Origin of the sequence: Streptomyces sp. NPDC004732 (assembly GCF_040609235.1) — a bacterium.
Lineage (GTDB): Bacteria > Actinomycetota > Actinomycetes > Streptomycetales > Streptomycetaceae > Streptomyces.
Genome location: NZ_JBEXJR010000010.1, coordinates 122,668 through 137,569 on the forward strand (window position 1 = coordinate 122,668; position 14,902 = coordinate 137,569).

Here is a 14,902-nt window from a genome sequence, read left to right on the forward strand (position 1 = left end):
CAGCGGAGATCACGTGAACATCACAGTCGTGACGGGCCGTCAGTCGGACACCGTTGTCTGTGCGGTTGTGAACTTCACGGGCAGCGTGCGCAGTCCCCGCATGATCAGCCCGCCACGCCACCGCAAATCATCCGGTTCCGCCGCGAGTTGCAGGTCGGGAAGGCGCCGCAGCAGCGTCGTGAGGGCGGTCAGGCCCTCCAGACGGGCGAGCGGAGCGCCCAGGCAGTAGTGGATTCCGTGCCCGTATCCGAGGTGTTGGTTGTCACTCCGGGAAAGGTCGAGCGTGTCTGGATTCTCGAACCGGGCGGGGTCGCGGTCGGCGGCGGCGAGCACGACGAGGACGGGGTCTCCGGCGGCGATGTCCTGCCCGCCGATGGTGAGCGCCTCCGTCGCGAACCGCCACGTGGCGAGCTCGACGGGCCCGTCGTAACGGAGCAGTTCCTCGATGCCGGTCTCCAGGAGCCCGGTGTCACCCTCCGCCAGCGCCTGCTGGAACCGCGCGCGCTGCTCGGGGTGGGTGAGGAGCGCGTACAGCCCGTTGCCGATCAGATTGACCGTGGTCTCGAACCCGGCGAAGAGAAGGATGAAGGCCATGGCTGCGGCCTCGTTCTCGGTGAGGTGCTCGCCGTGGTCGGAGGCCTTGATGAGACCGGAGATGAGGTCGTCGCCCGGCTCCAGGCGCTTCCGGTGGATCAGCTCGGCGAGGTAGCCCCGCATCTTCTTCACCGACCGGGCCACGCCGCCCCGCGGCCCTCCCCCGTGCCGGATCATCATGCCCGCCCAGTCGCGGAAGTCGTCCTGGTCCTCGCGGGGGACGCCGAGCAGGTCGCAGATGGCGTAGATGGGGAGGGGGAAGGCGAACTCGTGGATGAGGTCGGCACTGCCCTCTGCCACGAACGTGTCGATGAGCTGGTCCGTCAGCTCCTGTACCCGGGGGGCGAATTCCGCGACTCGGCGTGGCGTGAAGGCCTTGGAGACGAGGCGGCGCAGCCGGGTGTGGTCCGGCGGGTCGATGTTGAGCAGATGCGTCATGAGGTTGGCGCTTCGCTCGCCCGGGATCCCGGTCTTGCTCTTCGCGTGCGCGGGCTCGTCGTGGTGGGCCGGGTTCTTGCTGAGCCGCTGGTCGGCGAGGGCCTGCTTGGCGTCCGCGTACCGGGTGACCAGCCATGCCTCGACCCCGCTGGGCAGCCGCTGCCTGCGTACGGGCTCGTGCGTGCGGAGCCAGGCGTATGCGGGGTAGGGGTCGGAGGCGAACTCCCAGGTGAAGAGTTCTGGTCCCTGGGCGGGGTCTGGCCCCTGGGCCTTGGGCGGGGGCGGCGGCTGGTCTTGCATAGGTCGACGGTATCCGGGGGTGGGGGGTGCCTCGGTCGTGCGCGGGGTGCGGGTGCTTTGTGGCTGGTCGCGCAGTTCCCCGCGCCCCTGGGGTTGACCGGTCCCCTTTCGGGTGCGGGTTCGTTGTGGCTGGGCGCGCAGTTCCCCGCGCCCCTGTACGGGCCGCTGAAGGCGGCCCCTACTCGTCCGCGGTCTCCGTTGCGAGGATTGCGTCGCGGTAGGCGCGGGACGCCGACCTCAGTGCTGCCTCCGGGTCCACGCCCTCCGCCTCGGCCCGCAGGGCCAGGGTGAGGAGGTCGTAGCCGATGCCCTCCCCCGTGGGGGGCCGCACCGTGAGTCCCGCCGTGCGGGCGCGGGAGGAGAGCTTGGCCGCCAGGGCCAGGGCGGGCTGGCCCAGGGGGATGCCCTCGGTGAGGGATGTGCGCCGCTTCTCCTCCGCCTTCGTGCGGAGCCAGTGCTCACGTACGTCCTCGGGGGTCTGCGCCGAGTCGTCGCCGAAGACGTGCGGGTGGCGGTGGATCAGCTTCTCGACGATGGCGCCCGCGACGTCGTCGATGGAGAACACCTCGTCACCGCTCTCGCCGGACGCCTCCTCCGCGATCCTCGCGTGGAAGACGACCTGGAGCAGGACGTCGCCGAGCTCCTCGCGCAGCTCCTCCCTGTCGCCGTCCTCGATCGCCTCGACGAGTTCGTACGCCTCCTCGATCGCGTACTTCGCGAGGCCCTTGTGGGTCTGCTGGGAGGACCACGGGCACTCCTCGCGGATCCGGTCCATCACCTGGACCAGGTCGAGCAGGCGCGCGCCCGGCAAGTCGTACGAAGCGGGGAGGAGCTCCAGGTCCGGCATGGCGACGCGGCCCGAACCCGCGAGCCGGGCCAGGCCGTCCGTGAGCTGGCGGTCGCCCTCGGCCGTGGCGACGACCAGGACCGTGCGGCCGCCCGCGCAGGCGTCGACCAGCTCCTGCGCGGTGGGCTCCGCCTGCTCGACCCGCACGCCCGCCTCCCGCAGATACGGCAGCTGCGGATGCGTGGCGTCGGCGCACAGCACCTCGTCGGCGTCGTGCAGCGCCTGCCAGGCGGGCCAGGACAGGAGGCCGGGCGCGACCCGGTGGCTGGTGGTCAGCAGGATGACGCGGCCGACGGGCTCGTCGGCGGAGTCTGCGGAGTCGGCCGGGGGCGGGGTCTCGGTCTGGTTCACCTGTCGAACGTAACCCAGCCCACTGACAGCGCCCCGGCCCTGCGACGCCTTCGCCGCCCTGCTACGCCGGCTGTTCCGCCGCGCCCGACCCGGCCCCGGCCTCGGTGACCTGGCGCACCCACGGCGTCTTGGCGTCCGTGCGCTTGTTCTTGTCGACGTCCCACGTGCCGTACCGCGGGTTCAGGTCGATGTCGAGCTTCTTCGACGCGGCCGACAGGGCCTTCCAGAAGACCGCCTGGCCCTGCGGCGAGTTCATGTCCGCGCCCAGCTTCGCCGAGAGCTTCTGCGCCTCGATCTCCGTGCGCAGGCTGCCCTCCAGGCGGGCCGGGGCGACGTTGTACTGCTGCAGCCAGCCCTGCTCAAGGGCCTTCTTGCCGCCCGCCTGCTGCTCCAGTCCCGTCCGCATGGTCTGGATGTCGCGGCGCGTGACGTCCACCCCGGCGTCGGTGGCCGCGCGGTGCAGGACCTTGTCCAGGACCATCGTGTGGAGCGTGCTGCGGGTGAGGCCGCCGGACTTGGCGATGGCCTGCGAGTACTGCGCGTCGTCCGGGATGGCCGACCGCTGCGCGTCCCGCACCTCGTTCACCCGGCCCTCCAGCTGCGCGACCGTGATGCGGTCGCCGCCGACGACGGCCGCGGCACCTGGGTGCGCGTTGCTGCCGCAGGCGGTGAGGAGGGGGGCCGCGGCGATCGCGGCCGCGGAGAGGATGAGCGCTGTGCGACGACGGCGGTGCAAGGAAGCCTCCCGTGGAGATTGTGCGGCGGTGCACAAAGTCTTGCGGTGATCGATGGTAGGCAGTGGCCGTCGTCCCGGCCAGCCATTCGACACCTATTCGACCAACGATTTCCCGGGAGTTGGGGCACCCTGCAGCGCGCCGTACGGGCGTCAGCCGCGCACTTGTCCGAGCCACTGCAGGGTCCGCATGACCTCAGCGGGGAACGGATGCCCCGGCCCGTGCAGCCGCTCCGCGTCGTGCAGCAGCCGCGCCAGCGTGTCGTGGGCGGCGGTCCGGTCGCCGAGGGCGAGGAGCAGATGGCCGATGCGGCGACGGATCTCCAGGGAGTGGCGGCGGTCGTCCGTCGCGTAGTGGTTCTCGTAATAGGGGAGCAGGGAGCGGTACTCGGCGAGCGCGGCCGCCGGTTCGCCGAGCTGCTCAAGGCACTGTGCGGCCTCGTACCGGAACTGGAGCGAGTGCGGGTCGGCCTGGCCCGACTCGGCGGCGCGCTCGTCGGCCAGGCGCCGCAGCTCGGGCAGGGCGCGGCGGTACTGGCCGTCGTCCATGAGCGTCGCCGCGTACTGCTTGCGCAGGGTGCGGACGACCGGCGAGTGCTCGCCGTGCTTGGCGGCGGCGGCCGGGAGGATCGCGCCGAGGATGTCCACGGCCTGGGTGATGCGGCCCTCGCCGAGGAGCCGCTTGACGTCCTCGACGGCCTGGGCGAGGTCCGGCTGGGGCGGTGCTCCCGCGGTCCCGGGCGACCACGACGGCCGCGGCGGCAGGTCGGGGGCGGGCGCGGGTGTCGCCGCGCGGTCCGGCCACGGCGCGTGCGGCCGCAGGAAGGGGCGGGTGGGGTCGAGCGGGCGGCCCGAGGGGATGCCGCGGGCGGGCAGCAGCGGCGCCAGTTCCTCGTAGACCTCTTGGGCGCTGCCGTGGCGGTGCTGGGGGTCCTTGGCGAGCAGCCGCAGTACGAGGGATTCCAGGGCCTCGGGCACTTCGGGGCGCAGGCGGCGGACCGGCAGCGGCGGCTCGTAGAGGTGGCGGTGGAGGACGCCGAGCGCGGTGGATCCGGAGAACGGCACGTCGCCGCTGAGGAGTTCGTGCATCAGCACGCCGAGCGCGTACAGGTCGGTGTAGGGGCCGACCGCGCCGCCCATCGCCTGTTCCGGCGCCATGTAGGCGGGGCTGCCGATCGGTGAACCGGTGTGGGTGAGGCGGGTGGTGTCCGTGTCCATCACGGAGGCGATGCCGAGGTCGAGGATGCTGAGGGTGCCGTCCTGCTTGACCATGACATTCCGCGGCTTGAGGTCGCGGTGCACGATCGGCACGGCGTGGACGGCGGAGAGCACGGCGCACAGCTGGGCGGCGACCGCGACGGCCCACTGCCAGGGGTAGGGGTCGTGCTCGGCGAGGTGGTCGCCGAGGTCCGCGCCGTCGACGTACTGCATGACGAGGTAGAGGGCCCCGTCCTCGGCGGGCTCGGTGCCCGCGTCGTGCACGGTGACCAGGCCGGGGTGGTCGACCTGCGCGGTGACACGGCACTCGCGCACGAAGCGGCGGCGCAGCTCCTCGGCCTGGGCGCCCGCGACCCGGTCGGGGCGGAGCAGCTTCACGGCGACGCGGCGGTCGAGCTGCTGGTCGTAGGCCGTCCAGACCTGGCCCATGCCGCCCTGGCCGATGAGCGTGGAGAGTTCGTAGCGTCCCGCGACGACGCGCACGGTCAGCTGCCGCCTTCCTGCTTGCGCAGGTAGTCGCTCAGCTCGTCGAGCTCGGCCCGGACCTGGTCTATGCGGGCGGGAGCGGGAGCGGGGGCAGGGGTGGGGGCCGGGGCGGGAGCGGGCGTGGGCATGGGCATGGGCGTGGACTGCTGCGGGTACCCGTACGAGGCCTCCGGCCTCGTCTGCGCCATCGCCTGCGGCGGTACGTAGCCCACGTACTGCGGCTGCTGCTGAAGCTGCTGCTGCCGGTACGGGCTGAAGTGCCGGATGTCCCCGTACAGGTAATAGGCGACGGCGGCCACCATCGTGCAGAGCATGACCACCATGCCCGCGCTGCCCGGACCCTGGAATTCGTCCTGGCCCGGGTCGACGCCCATGAGGGCGACGGCCAGCACGTCGAGCGCCGTCACGAGGGCGAAGAGGAACCAGTTGTACGCCTTGCGGGTCACCAGGGCCAGCCGCAGCATCGCGGCCCACGCAAGCAGGCCGCACGTGAGCACCGTGAGCACCACGAACAACACGCGCAGCGTCACATGCGTCCCACTGGAAGAGGGGGGCGGTTGCTGCGGCGCGTAGCCGTAGCCGTGCATGGCTGCTCCTGGTGCCTGATGAACGAACGGATGAGGGTTCGAGCGTATAGGCCGACTGCGACGACGGATCCCGGGTTGTACCGAACCGTTGTCGTACTGGTCACGCGGCCCCCGGCGGAAGGGTTCCCTCCGTCAGTCCGTCGTGCATGCCGCGCACCAGCCGGTCGCCGAGCAGGGCCGCGTGCCGCACGGCGTCCTCGAACTCGGCGAACTCGGCGAGGCGGCGGAAGCGTTCGCCGTACCCGAGCTGCCCGGTGAGCGGCAGCCGGGGCAGCCGGGGCAGCCGGAGGCGGCGGACGTCGAGCCGGGCGGACGTCGACGCGTAGCTGCTCGCCTGGCGGTGGTTGGCGGTGCCGCGCAGGAACCCGGCGAGGAACCACGGGGCGAGCGCGGCGGGGTCCGGGCGCAGCAGGACGAGGCCGCGGCCGAGGGCGGCGCCCGCGGTGGCCCCGTCGATCACGCGAGCCGCGGCGCCGCCGCCGGACACCGGGACGACGACATCGCCGGGCGCGGTGCGCACGGGGGCGTCGTCCACGGTGTCGCCCGCCGCGCTCTCGTGGGCGGTGCCGGTGTGCAGGGCCAGGGCGCCCGCGCAAGCCAGTTCGCCGATGGTCGTCAGCGGTGGCCGGACGTCACAGCGTGTGCCGCACCCACACGTTCGGCTCGACGTACACCGCATAGCCGCGGGCGGGCTCGCAGTGGACCGGCACCAGCGCGCCCGGCACCTCGACCGGCCCCTCCGCGTCGAAGGGCAGCCCCGTCCACTCCCGCCACTGCGCGGTCGAGCCGGACACGGTCATGGAGGCGTGCGCGACCTTCTCGACGACGCCGCCCGCCCGCACGTGCACCCGCAGCCACGGGTCGTGCGGCAGACCGTCCTCCCGCGTGCGGTACGCGTACTCGTCGATCTGCGCCGCCGGTTCGCGGTGCTTGGCGTTGGGGCGCACGGGCGCGACGACCTCGGTGAAGCCGCGGGCCCGCGCGTTGTCCCGCATTGCCGCGAGCATCCGCCCGGAGATCCCCTTGCCCTGCGCCTCGGGGGCGACGGTGATCTCGATGGCGCTCACCGTGTCGGCCTGCTTGCCGTGCCGCAGGTCCGAGAAGGCCCACAGGAGTACCTGGTCCCAGCCGCCGTCGGGCAGTTCGCCGTCCCCGCGGGCGCGGAGTGCGAAGGGCACGCTGAAGCCGCGGGCGACGACCTTGCCGCCGGCATCCTCGTCGGTGGCCACCAGGACGTACTCCGGGAGATCCTTGACGATCCGTCCGATCAGCGACCAGCCGACCGGGTCGTGCAGGATGAACTCCGGCCAGTCCCCGGCCATGCGCCAGAGCGGGTCCGCGAGTTCCGGGCGCTCGGCCAGGGTCGTGATCTTGAGGTCCATGGGTCGGGACGGTACGCGTCCCGCGGGGGTGACGGTATTGGTTTTCTCCGCGGGTGCGCGGGGGCTGGTCACGCAGTTCCCCGCGCCCCCGGAAGGGCCCCGTCGGGGCCACCTGGGGGCCCCTTGGGATCCCGGTTCAGCGCGCGTGGAAGCGGGGCGGGGCGACTGTCGGAGCCGGGCCCGACGGCAGCTTCTCGGCCGGGCACGTCGTGAGCACCTTCTTCATGGCGTCCCGTTCGGCGCCGGTCACCCACACCCCGTACTTCTTCTTCACCGCCACCTGCCCGGCCACGTACGTACAGCGGTACGCCTTGTTCGGCGGCAGCCAGGTCGCGGTGTCGCCGTCGCCCTTGCCGCGGTTGGGGCCCGCGTCGACAGCGAGGAGGTTGAGCGGGTCGTTGGCGAACGCGATGCGCTTGCCGGGCTCCCACTGGAAGGCGCCCTTCTGCCAGGCGTCGGAGAGGGCCACGAGGTGGTCGATGTCGACCTGGCTGCGCCCGCGCCGGAACGTCACGTCCTTGCCCGTGTACGGATCGGGCGCGAGCGTCCCGGAGGCCACCCGGCAGTCGCCGCCCTGGTACCTGACGTCCTTCAGGTCCCGCTTGAGGATGTCGTCCCGGGTCGGGCAGCGGTTGGAGTCGGTGTCGGCCCACGCGGTGCCGAACCTGCCGCGCTCGTAACCGGTCTTGGGCGCGCGGCCCTTGACGGTGAGCGTGTCGACGGCGGCGAGCGCGGACCCCGCCTTCGCGTCGGCCCCGGCGGCGCCGCCCTCCCCCTTGTCCTTGTCCTTGGTGCCGGTCTCACAGCCGGTGAGGAGCGCGGGCACGGCGAGGAGGGCGAGCAGCGCCGAGGTGGTGCGTCGGTTCAGGTGTCGGTTCATGTGTCGGTCACGTCCGTCCATACGTCGCTTCATCGGACGACCACCGTGTCGCCGAGGGCCAGCGGGGCGGGCGCCACCATGTCCGTGTGGACGCCGATGCACATGCCGCGGGCGGCGGTGAGGGTCTTCAGGACGCGGTTGTCCACGGGGAGTCCGGGCTGGGCCTGGGTGACCATGACGCACCGCTTCACACGCTTGATGACGTGCAGCCGCAGCGGGTCGGTCCCGTGCCCGCCGCCGAGGACGATCTCGCGGCCGACCCAGCTCTCCTCGATCCACGGTTCGTCGGTCTGCACGACGATGTTCTTGCGCAGCCGCCGTACGTCGACGGGGTCGGCGTCGCCGAGCAGGTCGCCGAGCGCGCGCAGCGAGGCGGTGCCGACGAGGGAGACCGGAGAGACGTCCTTGTGGGACTCCTCGCCCGCACGGACCAACTCGATGCCCTCGCCGAAGCGTTCGGGTATCCGCGGGTCGCCGGGGCGCAGCGTCGCGCCGTCCGGCCCGTGGACGACGGGCAGCCCGTCATCGTCGTAGGTCGCACGGTGTTCGAGCATGCCGGGGGTGCGGCGGAAGCGCTGGTGGTGCTTCCCGCTGGCGAGCTTGCCGTCGGGGTAGCGAAGGGCCCACAGCCGGTCGCCGACGACGCCGCTCGCGTCGAACTCCAGCCGGTCGTGCTCGTCGCCGAGCATCGACTTCACCGGAAACCGGTGCAGACCCACGACCTCGAACGTCACTGCGCTCTCCCCTCCCCTGGGCGGACTTCCGCGGCCCCCACGGTACGGCGCCCCCGACGTGACGCCGCCTCCGGCTCGCGACACGGAAGATCATGAGAATATCTCCTGTTCCTTCCATATCAGGAGATTCATGCACAAGCGTCCGCCGCGCCTCGCCCTGTTGTTGCTCACCGCCGCCGCCTTCGGCACGACGGCGTGCGACGCGTCGAGCACGGACTCGTCCGCCCCCTCCGCCGCCTCCTCCGCTCCGTCCGCGAGCACTTCACCGTCGGCGAGCGCGGCCCCCACCCCCCAGGGACGCGGCCTGAAGGGCCCGGCAGCGGCCCTCTTCCTGAAGACGCTGCGCGAACACCACCCGGACCTCGACCACATCGACGACGACGCACTCGTCGCCGAGGGCGACGCGCTGTGCACCGTCCGGGGCGCGGCACTCGGCGAGCAGTTCACGAAGTCCACGCACCGACTCGGCACCACCAAGAAGCAGACGTCCAGCATCATGGGCGCCGCCCACGCCCTGTGCCGGGACAAGGACGACCAGCTCTTCGCCCGCTGACGATTACCTTCGCGGTAATCGACCGCTCTCCCCTCCCCCGGCAGGATCGACCACATCAGCCGAGAGCCGAGATCCGAACCCCGAGGAGAGCCCGATGAGCACCGACACCACCACCGCCACCGACACCCGCACCGTCGTCCAGGACTTCCTCAAGGCCCGGCTCTCCGGAGACACCGACCGGATGGTGGAGCTCTTCGCCGACGACGTGGACTGGCTGCTCGCCGAGAACCCCGCCGTGCCGTGGATCCGCCCGCGCTCCACGGGCGCCGAGTGCGCGGCCCAGTCCGGGGAACTGGCCGCGCACACGGTGCCCGAGGACGCCCGCGCCTCCCTCGACACCTTCCTCGTCGACGGCACCGACGCCGTCCTGTTCGGCCACCTCTCGGGCACGGTGCGCGCCACCGGCAAGTCCTTCGAGGGCCCCTTCGCCCTCCGCCTCACGGTGGAGAACGGCCGGATCACCCGACACCACCTCTACGAGAACAGCCTCTCGGTCGCGGCGGCTTGCACCGCCTCCTGATCCCGGGGCACGCCCTGCCCCTCACTCGTAACGGGGCAGGCCCTCCGTGGAGATGGCCCACTCAGCGATGGTGACGTCCTCGCCGTAGATGAAGTCCTTGCGGGTGGCGTAGCGCGGGCCCTCGGGCGTGGAGTGGATGTCGGAGAGGACGGCTCCGGGGCCGGTTCGGGGGTTGAAGGAACCTTGGCCTTCCATGTCCGCCTGGGCGATCACGATGATGTCCGGGAGCCGCATGATGTTCTCCGGCTCGTCCTCGACATCGGGTGCCCCCGTATGTGCCAGGAGCTCGTCCGGCATGACCCGCTCCAAACGGCGGCTGATCTGGGCCGAAGTGAATTCGTGGGGCCGGTTCGGCGCCATCATGTCGTGGACGATCCCTTGCTTGGTGATCTCGAATTTGCCGGGAAGGATGTCGTCCATCGACTGAACGAAGTCCCGCATGGCTCGATAGACGTGATGGGACGTGGCCCGCCGGGCGTCACCTGAGGCGATGGTCATGACGTGCGCTCCTCGTCTGTGCCCAGGGGCAAGGGTCGTCACGTTCATGCTAGGCGGCCCGCCGCAGGTCGGGGCGGCAGTCGCGGCAGTGGCCGGGCGTCGGGGCCCGGAAGGCCCGGTCGCACCCCTCGCAGTTCTGGAGCGGATCGGGACGGGCCAGGGCGGCACCGACCGGCCTCGCGGGCAGGGGCGGCGGCAGCAGGGCGGTGAGCCGGTGGGCCAGCAGGGCGGCCGGGTGCCGCAGATCGTCGGGGAGCGCGGCCGCGAGAGTACGGCGTACGGCATCGGGGGCGGCCCCGCGCTCCAGCCAGGCGGCGACCGCGGGGGCGAGACGGCGGACGTCCCGCTCGGCGAGGAGCAGGCGGAGGTCGTGGCGCCGCAGGTCCACGAGGAGATCGGTGGCGGCCCGGTGCCGGTCGAGGTCGGGGGTGTCCGGCTCGGGGAGGGGCTCACAGGGAGGCTCGCGATCCGCTCGTACGGGCTTCTCCGGTACGGGCGCGGGAGCCGGTACGGGGTCGGAGCGGGAGTCGGCCCGGGCGTCGGGCTGGTTGTACGAGACGGTCCGGGTGACGACCTCGCCACCGGCTAAGCGCTCGCGGGTCCGGGAGAGATATCCGTGCCGCTCCAGCTCACGCAGGGCCCCGGCGATGCGGTGCTCGCTCTCCGGGAAGCGGGCGGCGAGGAACTTGATGCCGATGCGGGCCCCGGCGGGCAGCGACTGGATGTGGACGGCGAGCCCGATCGCGAGGAGGGAGAGCTCGCGGTGCTGGGCGAGGTGGTTGCCGACGACCGTGTAGCGGGTCGTGTGCCGGACGTTGACGTGAACGACACCGGATCGGGGGGTGTCGGCGGGTACGAAGGACTCGGCGCGCGAGGGCGCGCTAGGCTGCGGGAAAGCCATCAGGAAGGTTGGTCTTCCTAGTTGGTCAGGCCCTCGGCCGGGATTGCCGTCCCGCCGGGGGCCGTCGTATGTCTGCGGTTGTCGCGGCGAGCATATGCCCGCGAACAGGCAGGAAATCCAGCTCAGTTGGCGAATGTCACCCGCGCGAGTGACGGACGCCAAAGCGTCGACGGGTGGGTTGGTGGGGAGGTATTTCCCCAAAGGCTTTCCCGGAAGACTTTCAAGCTTTTACGTCGTGGGAGACCAGGTCGCGGCGCACCGGTTCATGGTCGACCGGGTCGCGGACGTCCGCGACCCGGTCGACCCCACCGGCCTCGTGCCCTACGACCCCAGGATCGACGTAAGGAACTCCCCGACCCAGCCCAGCAGTTCCCGCCCGACCAGCGGCTTGCCGCCGACCCTTGCGGTTTTCGGGCGGGGGACCAGGACCTGGTTGGCGGCCGCCTTGATGACCGTGCCGGGGTAGAGCCGCTTGAGGCGCAGCTCCTGGGATTCGCGGAGGTCCACCGGGGCGAAGCGGATGTTGTTGCCCTGGAGGACGATCTCGCCGACGCCGCATGCGCGGGCCAGCATGCGCAGGCCCGCGACCAGGAGGAGGTTCTCCACCGGCTCCGGCAACTTGCCGTAGCGGTCGGTGAGTTCCTCGCGTACGGACCTGATGTCCTCCTCCGTGTTGGCGGAGGCGATGGCGCGGTAGGCCTGGAGGCGCAGGCGCTCGCCGGGGGCGTAGTCGTGCGGGACGTGGGCGTCGACCGGGAGCTCGATCTTGACCTCCAGGGGCGGCTGCTCATCCGAAGACCCGTCACCGCCCTCCAGGGACGCGCGGTAGTCGGCCACGGCCTCGCCGACCATGCGGACGTAGAGGTCGAAGCCGACGCCCGCGATGTGACCCGACTGCTCGCCGCCCAGAAGGTTTCCGGCGCCGCGGATCTCCAGGTCCTTCATCGCCACGTACATGCCCGCGCCCATCTCCGTGTGCTGGGCGATCGTGGCGAGGCGCTCGTGAGCCGTTTCCGTGAGGGGCTTCTCCGGGGGGTAGAGGAAGTACGCGTAACCCCGCTCGCGGCCTCGGCCCACTCGGCCGCGCAGCTGGTGGAGCTGGGAGAGGCCGAAGTTGTCGCCGCGCTCGACGATCAGCGTGTTGGCGTTGGAGATGTCGATGCCCGATTCGACGATCGTCGTCGAGACCAGGACGTCGAACTTCTTCTCCCAGAAGTCCACCACGACCTGTTCCAGGGCCTGTTCGGACATCTGGCCGTGGGCCGTCGCGATGCGCGCCTCGGGGACGATGTCCCGCAGGCGGGCCGCCGCGCGGTCGATCGACTCCACGCGGTTGTGGATGTAGAAGACCTGGCCCTCACGGAGGAGTTCGCGACGCACGGCCGCGCCGATCTGCTTCTCCTCGTACGGGCCGACGAAGGTCAGGACCGGGTGGCGCTCCTCGGGGGGCGTCGTGATCGTCGACATCTCGCGGATGCCGGTCACGGCCATTTCGAGCGTACGGGGAATGGGGGTGGCCGACATCGTCAGGACGTCGACGTTGGCGCGGAGCTTCTTCAGCTGCTCCTTGTGCTCGACGCCGAAGCGCTGCTCCTCGTCGACGATGACCAGGCCCAGGTCCTTGAACTTGGTCTCGGAGGAGAAGAGGCGGTGCGTGCCGATGACGATGTCCACGGAGCCCTCGCGCAGGCCCTCCAGGGTCGCCTTCGACTCCGTGTCGGACTGGAAGCGGCTGAGCGCCTTCACGCTGACCGGGAACTGGGAGTACCGCTCGGAGAACGTGCCGAAGTGCTGCTGGACGAGGAGGGTCGTGGGGACCAGGACCGCTACCTGCTTGCCGTCCTGGACCGCCTTGAACGCGGCGCGGACCGCGATCTCCGTCTTGCCGTAGCCGACGTCGCCGCAGATCAGGCGGTCCATCGGGACCGTCTTCTCCATGTCCTCCTTGACCTCGGCGATCGTGGTCAGCTGGTCGGGCGTCTCCGCGTAGGGGAAGGCGTCCTCCAGCTCGCGCTGCCAGGGGGTGTCGGGGGCGAAGGCGTGGCCGGGCGCCGCCATCCGCGCGGAGTAGAGCTTGATGAGGTCGGCGGCGATCTCCTTGACCGCCTTCTTCGCGCGCGCCTTCGTCTTCGTCCAGTCGGCGCCGCCCAGGCGGTGGAGGGTCGGTGCCTCGCCGCCGACGTACTTGGTGATCTGCTCCAGCTGGTCCGTGGGGATGTAGAGGCGGTCGCCGGGCTGGCCGCGCTTGGCGGGGGCGTACTCCACGACGAGGTACTCGCGGGTGGCGCCCTGGACGGTGCGCTGCACCATCTCGATGTAGCGGCCGACGCCGTGCCCCTCGTGGACGATGTAGTCGCCGACCTCCAGGGTCAGCGGGTCGATCGTCTTGCGGCGGCGCGCGGGCATCCGCTGGCCGTCCTTGCCCGCCGCCTTCTGGCCGGAGAGGTCCGTCTCGGTGAGGACCGCGAGCTTGAGGGCCGGGTCCACGAAGCCGTAGTCGATCGAGCCGCAGGAGACGTGCACCAGCGAGGGCGTGAGCTCGCCGAGGTCGCCGTCGAGGCGGGCCGCGATGCCCTCGCCGCCGAGGACCTCGACGGTGCGGGCGGCGGGGCCGTGGGCCTCGGTGACGTAGACGGTGCGCCAGCCGTCGGCCAGCCAGCCCTTGGTGTCCGCGAGGGCCTTCGCGGTGTCGCCGCGGTACGTCTCCGGGGCGTGCATGCCGAGCTTGAGCGTGTTGTCGTCGAGCTCCTCGTCGGCGGCGAAGGGGCTCACCGACCACCACATCATGTCGAGCTCGCGGGCGTGGTCCCGGACGTCCGCGATGCCCCACAGGGAGGCCGCGCCCACGTCGATCGGTGCCTCGCCGCCACCCGCCGTCGCCGCCCAGCTGGCCTGCAGGAACTCCTGCGAGGTCGCCACCAGGTCGGCCGCGCGCGTCCGCACCCGCTCCGGGTCGCAGACCACCGCCATGGAGCCCTTGGGCAGCACGTCGACGAGCAGCTCCATGTCGTCCACGAGGACCGGCGCCAGGGACTCCATGCCCTCGACCGCGATGCCCTCGGCGATCTTCCCGAGCAGTTCGCCCAGCTCGGGGTGTTGCTCGGCGAGGGCGGCGGCCTTCTCGCGCACCTCGTCGGTGAGCAGCAGCTCACGGCAGGGCGGCGCCCACAGACCGTGCTCGGCGACCTCGAGGGAGCGCTGGTCGGCGACCTTGAAGTACCGGATCTCCTCGACGTCGTCGCCCCAGAACTCCACGCGCAGCGGGTGCTCCTCGGTGGGCGGGAAGACGTCGAGGATGCCACCGCGCACGGCGAACTCGCCGCGCCTCTCGACCAGCTCCACCCGGGAGTACGCGGCTGCCGCGAGGGCCTCCACGATCGCGTTGAGGTCCGTGGTCTGCCCGGTGCGCAGCGCCACGGGCTCCAGGTCGCCGAGGCCCTTGACCTGCGGCTGGAGGACGGAGCGGACCGGCGCGACGACCACCGAGACCGGGCCGGTCTCCGGGTCGTCCGTGCGGGGGTGGGCCAGGCGCCGCAGCACGGCGAGACGGCGGCCGACCGTGTCGGAACGGGGCGAGAGGCGCTCGTGCGGCAGCGTCTCCCACGACGGGTACTCCGCGACGCCGTCCGGCGGCAGGATCGTCCGCAGCGCCGCGGCCAGGTCCTCGGCCTCCCGGCCGGTGGCCGTCACGGCCAGGACGGTGCGGCCGGACTCGCGGGCCAGCGCCGCCACCGCGAAGGGCCGGGCCGCGGGCGGGCCGACCAGGTCGACGTGCATGCGGTGGCCGTCGGTCGCGGCCTTGGCCGCTTCGGCGAGCGCCGAGTCCTTGACGACAACGTCGAGCAGACCGTGCAGGCTCATTGAAGGCTTTCCGTCCAGA

Annotated in this window: 13 protein-coding genes and 1 pseudogene; 2 read left to right on the top strand and 12 right to left on the bottom strand. The window is 71.8% G+C overall.

Annotated features, from left to right (window positions below; genetic code table 11):
• Positions 1 to 39: 39 nt before the first annotated feature.
• The 9 genes and pseudogenes from ABZV77_RS29345 to ABZV77_RS29385 form a co-directional block, all read right to left on the bottom strand.
• Entirely contained in the window at positions 40 to 1,332 is a 1,293-nt protein-coding gene (locus ABZV77_RS29345; RefSeq protein WP_356263024.1) for a cytochrome P450, read from the bottom strand.
• A 178-nt stretch (positions 1,333 to 1,510) separates the two neighbouring features.
• A complete protein-coding gene (locus tag ABZV77_RS29350) occupies positions 1,511 to 2,530 on the bottom strand; it encodes a nucleoside triphosphate pyrophosphohydrolase (protein WP_356263026.1) in 1,020 nt (339 codons plus the stop codon).
• Between the two features lie 61 nt (positions 2,531 to 2,591).
• Positions 2,592 to 3,266: a SurA N-terminal domain-containing protein gene (locus tag ABZV77_RS29355; protein WP_356263029.1), complete on the bottom strand. Its 675-nt coding sequence runs from the start codon at positions 3,264 to 3,266 to the stop codon at positions 2,592 to 2,594.
• Between the two features lie 150 nt (positions 3,267 to 3,416).
• A complete protein-coding gene (locus ABZV77_RS29360; protein ID WP_356263607.1) occupies positions 3,417 to 4,970 on the bottom strand; it encodes a protein kinase in 1,554 nt (517 codons plus the stop codon).
• A complete protein-coding gene (locus tag ABZV77_RS29365) occupies positions 4,967 to 5,554 on the bottom strand; it encodes a hypothetical protein (RefSeq protein ID WP_356263032.1) in 588 nt (195 codons plus the stop codon). The genes ABZV77_RS29360 and ABZV77_RS29365 overlap by 4 nt, the downstream gene beginning before the upstream one ends.
• Positions 5,555 to 5,654: 100 nt before the next feature.
• Positions 5,655 to 6,182, bottom strand: a pseudogene (locus ABZV77_RS29370) (SAM-dependent methyltransferase); the annotation flags it as partial.
• Positions 6,183 to 6,186: 4 nt separating this feature from the next.
• Entirely contained in the window at positions 6,187 to 6,936 is a 750-nt protein-coding gene (locus ABZV77_RS29375; RefSeq protein WP_356263035.1) for a GNAT family N-acetyltransferase, read from the bottom strand.
• 136 nt (positions 6,937 to 7,072) lie between these two features.
• Positions 7,073 to 7,816, bottom strand: a complete 744-nt coding sequence (locus ABZV77_RS29380; RefSeq protein ID WP_356263037.1) for an HNH endonuclease family protein — start codon at positions 7,814 to 7,816, stop codon at positions 7,073 to 7,075.
• A 29-nt stretch (positions 7,817 to 7,845) separates the two neighbouring features.
• Positions 7,846 to 8,550, bottom strand: coding sequence for an MOSC N-terminal beta barrel domain-containing protein (locus ABZV77_RS29385; protein ID WP_356263040.1), 705 nt, complete (start codon positions 8,548 to 8,550; stop codon positions 7,846 to 7,848).
• 130 nt (positions 8,551 to 8,680) lie between these two features.
• On the opposite strand from ABZV77_RS29385, the gene ABZV77_RS29390 reads away from it, so the two are divergent.
• Together ABZV77_RS29390 and ABZV77_RS29395 are read left to right on the top strand one after the other, a co-directional pair.
• On the top strand, positions 8,681 to 9,103 hold the full coding sequence (locus ABZV77_RS29390; protein WP_356263042.1) for a hypothetical protein: 423 nt from the start codon (positions 8,681 to 8,683) through the stop codon (positions 9,101 to 9,103).
• A gap of 94 nt (positions 9,104 to 9,197) precedes the next feature.
• Positions 9,198 to 9,623 carry a nuclear transport factor 2 family protein gene (locus ABZV77_RS29395; RefSeq protein ID WP_356263045.1) on the top strand — a complete coding sequence of 142 codons (426 nt, stop codon included), beginning with the start codon at positions 9,198 to 9,200 and terminating at the stop codon, positions 9,621 to 9,623.
• A gap of 21 nt (positions 9,624 to 9,644) precedes the next feature.
• Here the strand turns inward: ABZV77_RS29395 and ABZV77_RS29400 are convergent, their stop codons facing one another.
• The 3 genes from ABZV77_RS29400 to mfd form a co-directional block, all read right to left on the bottom strand.
• Positions 9,645 to 10,121 carry a Uma2 family endonuclease gene (locus tag ABZV77_RS29400; protein WP_356263048.1) on the bottom strand — a complete coding sequence of 159 codons (477 nt, stop codon included), beginning with the start codon at positions 10,119 to 10,121 and terminating at the stop codon, positions 9,645 to 9,647.
• A 49-nt stretch (positions 10,122 to 10,170) separates the two neighbouring features.
• Positions 10,171 to 11,022: a helix-turn-helix domain-containing protein gene (locus ABZV77_RS29405; protein ID WP_356263050.1), complete on the bottom strand. Its 852-nt coding sequence runs from the start codon at positions 11,020 to 11,022 to the stop codon at positions 10,171 to 10,173.
• 321 nt (positions 11,023 to 11,343) lie between these two features.
• A complete protein-coding gene (gene mfd / locus ABZV77_RS29410) occupies positions 11,344 to 14,883 on the bottom strand; it encodes a transcription-repair coupling factor (RefSeq protein WP_356263053.1) in 3,540 nt (1,179 codons plus the stop codon).
• Positions 14,884 to 14,902 lie beyond the last annotated feature (19 nt).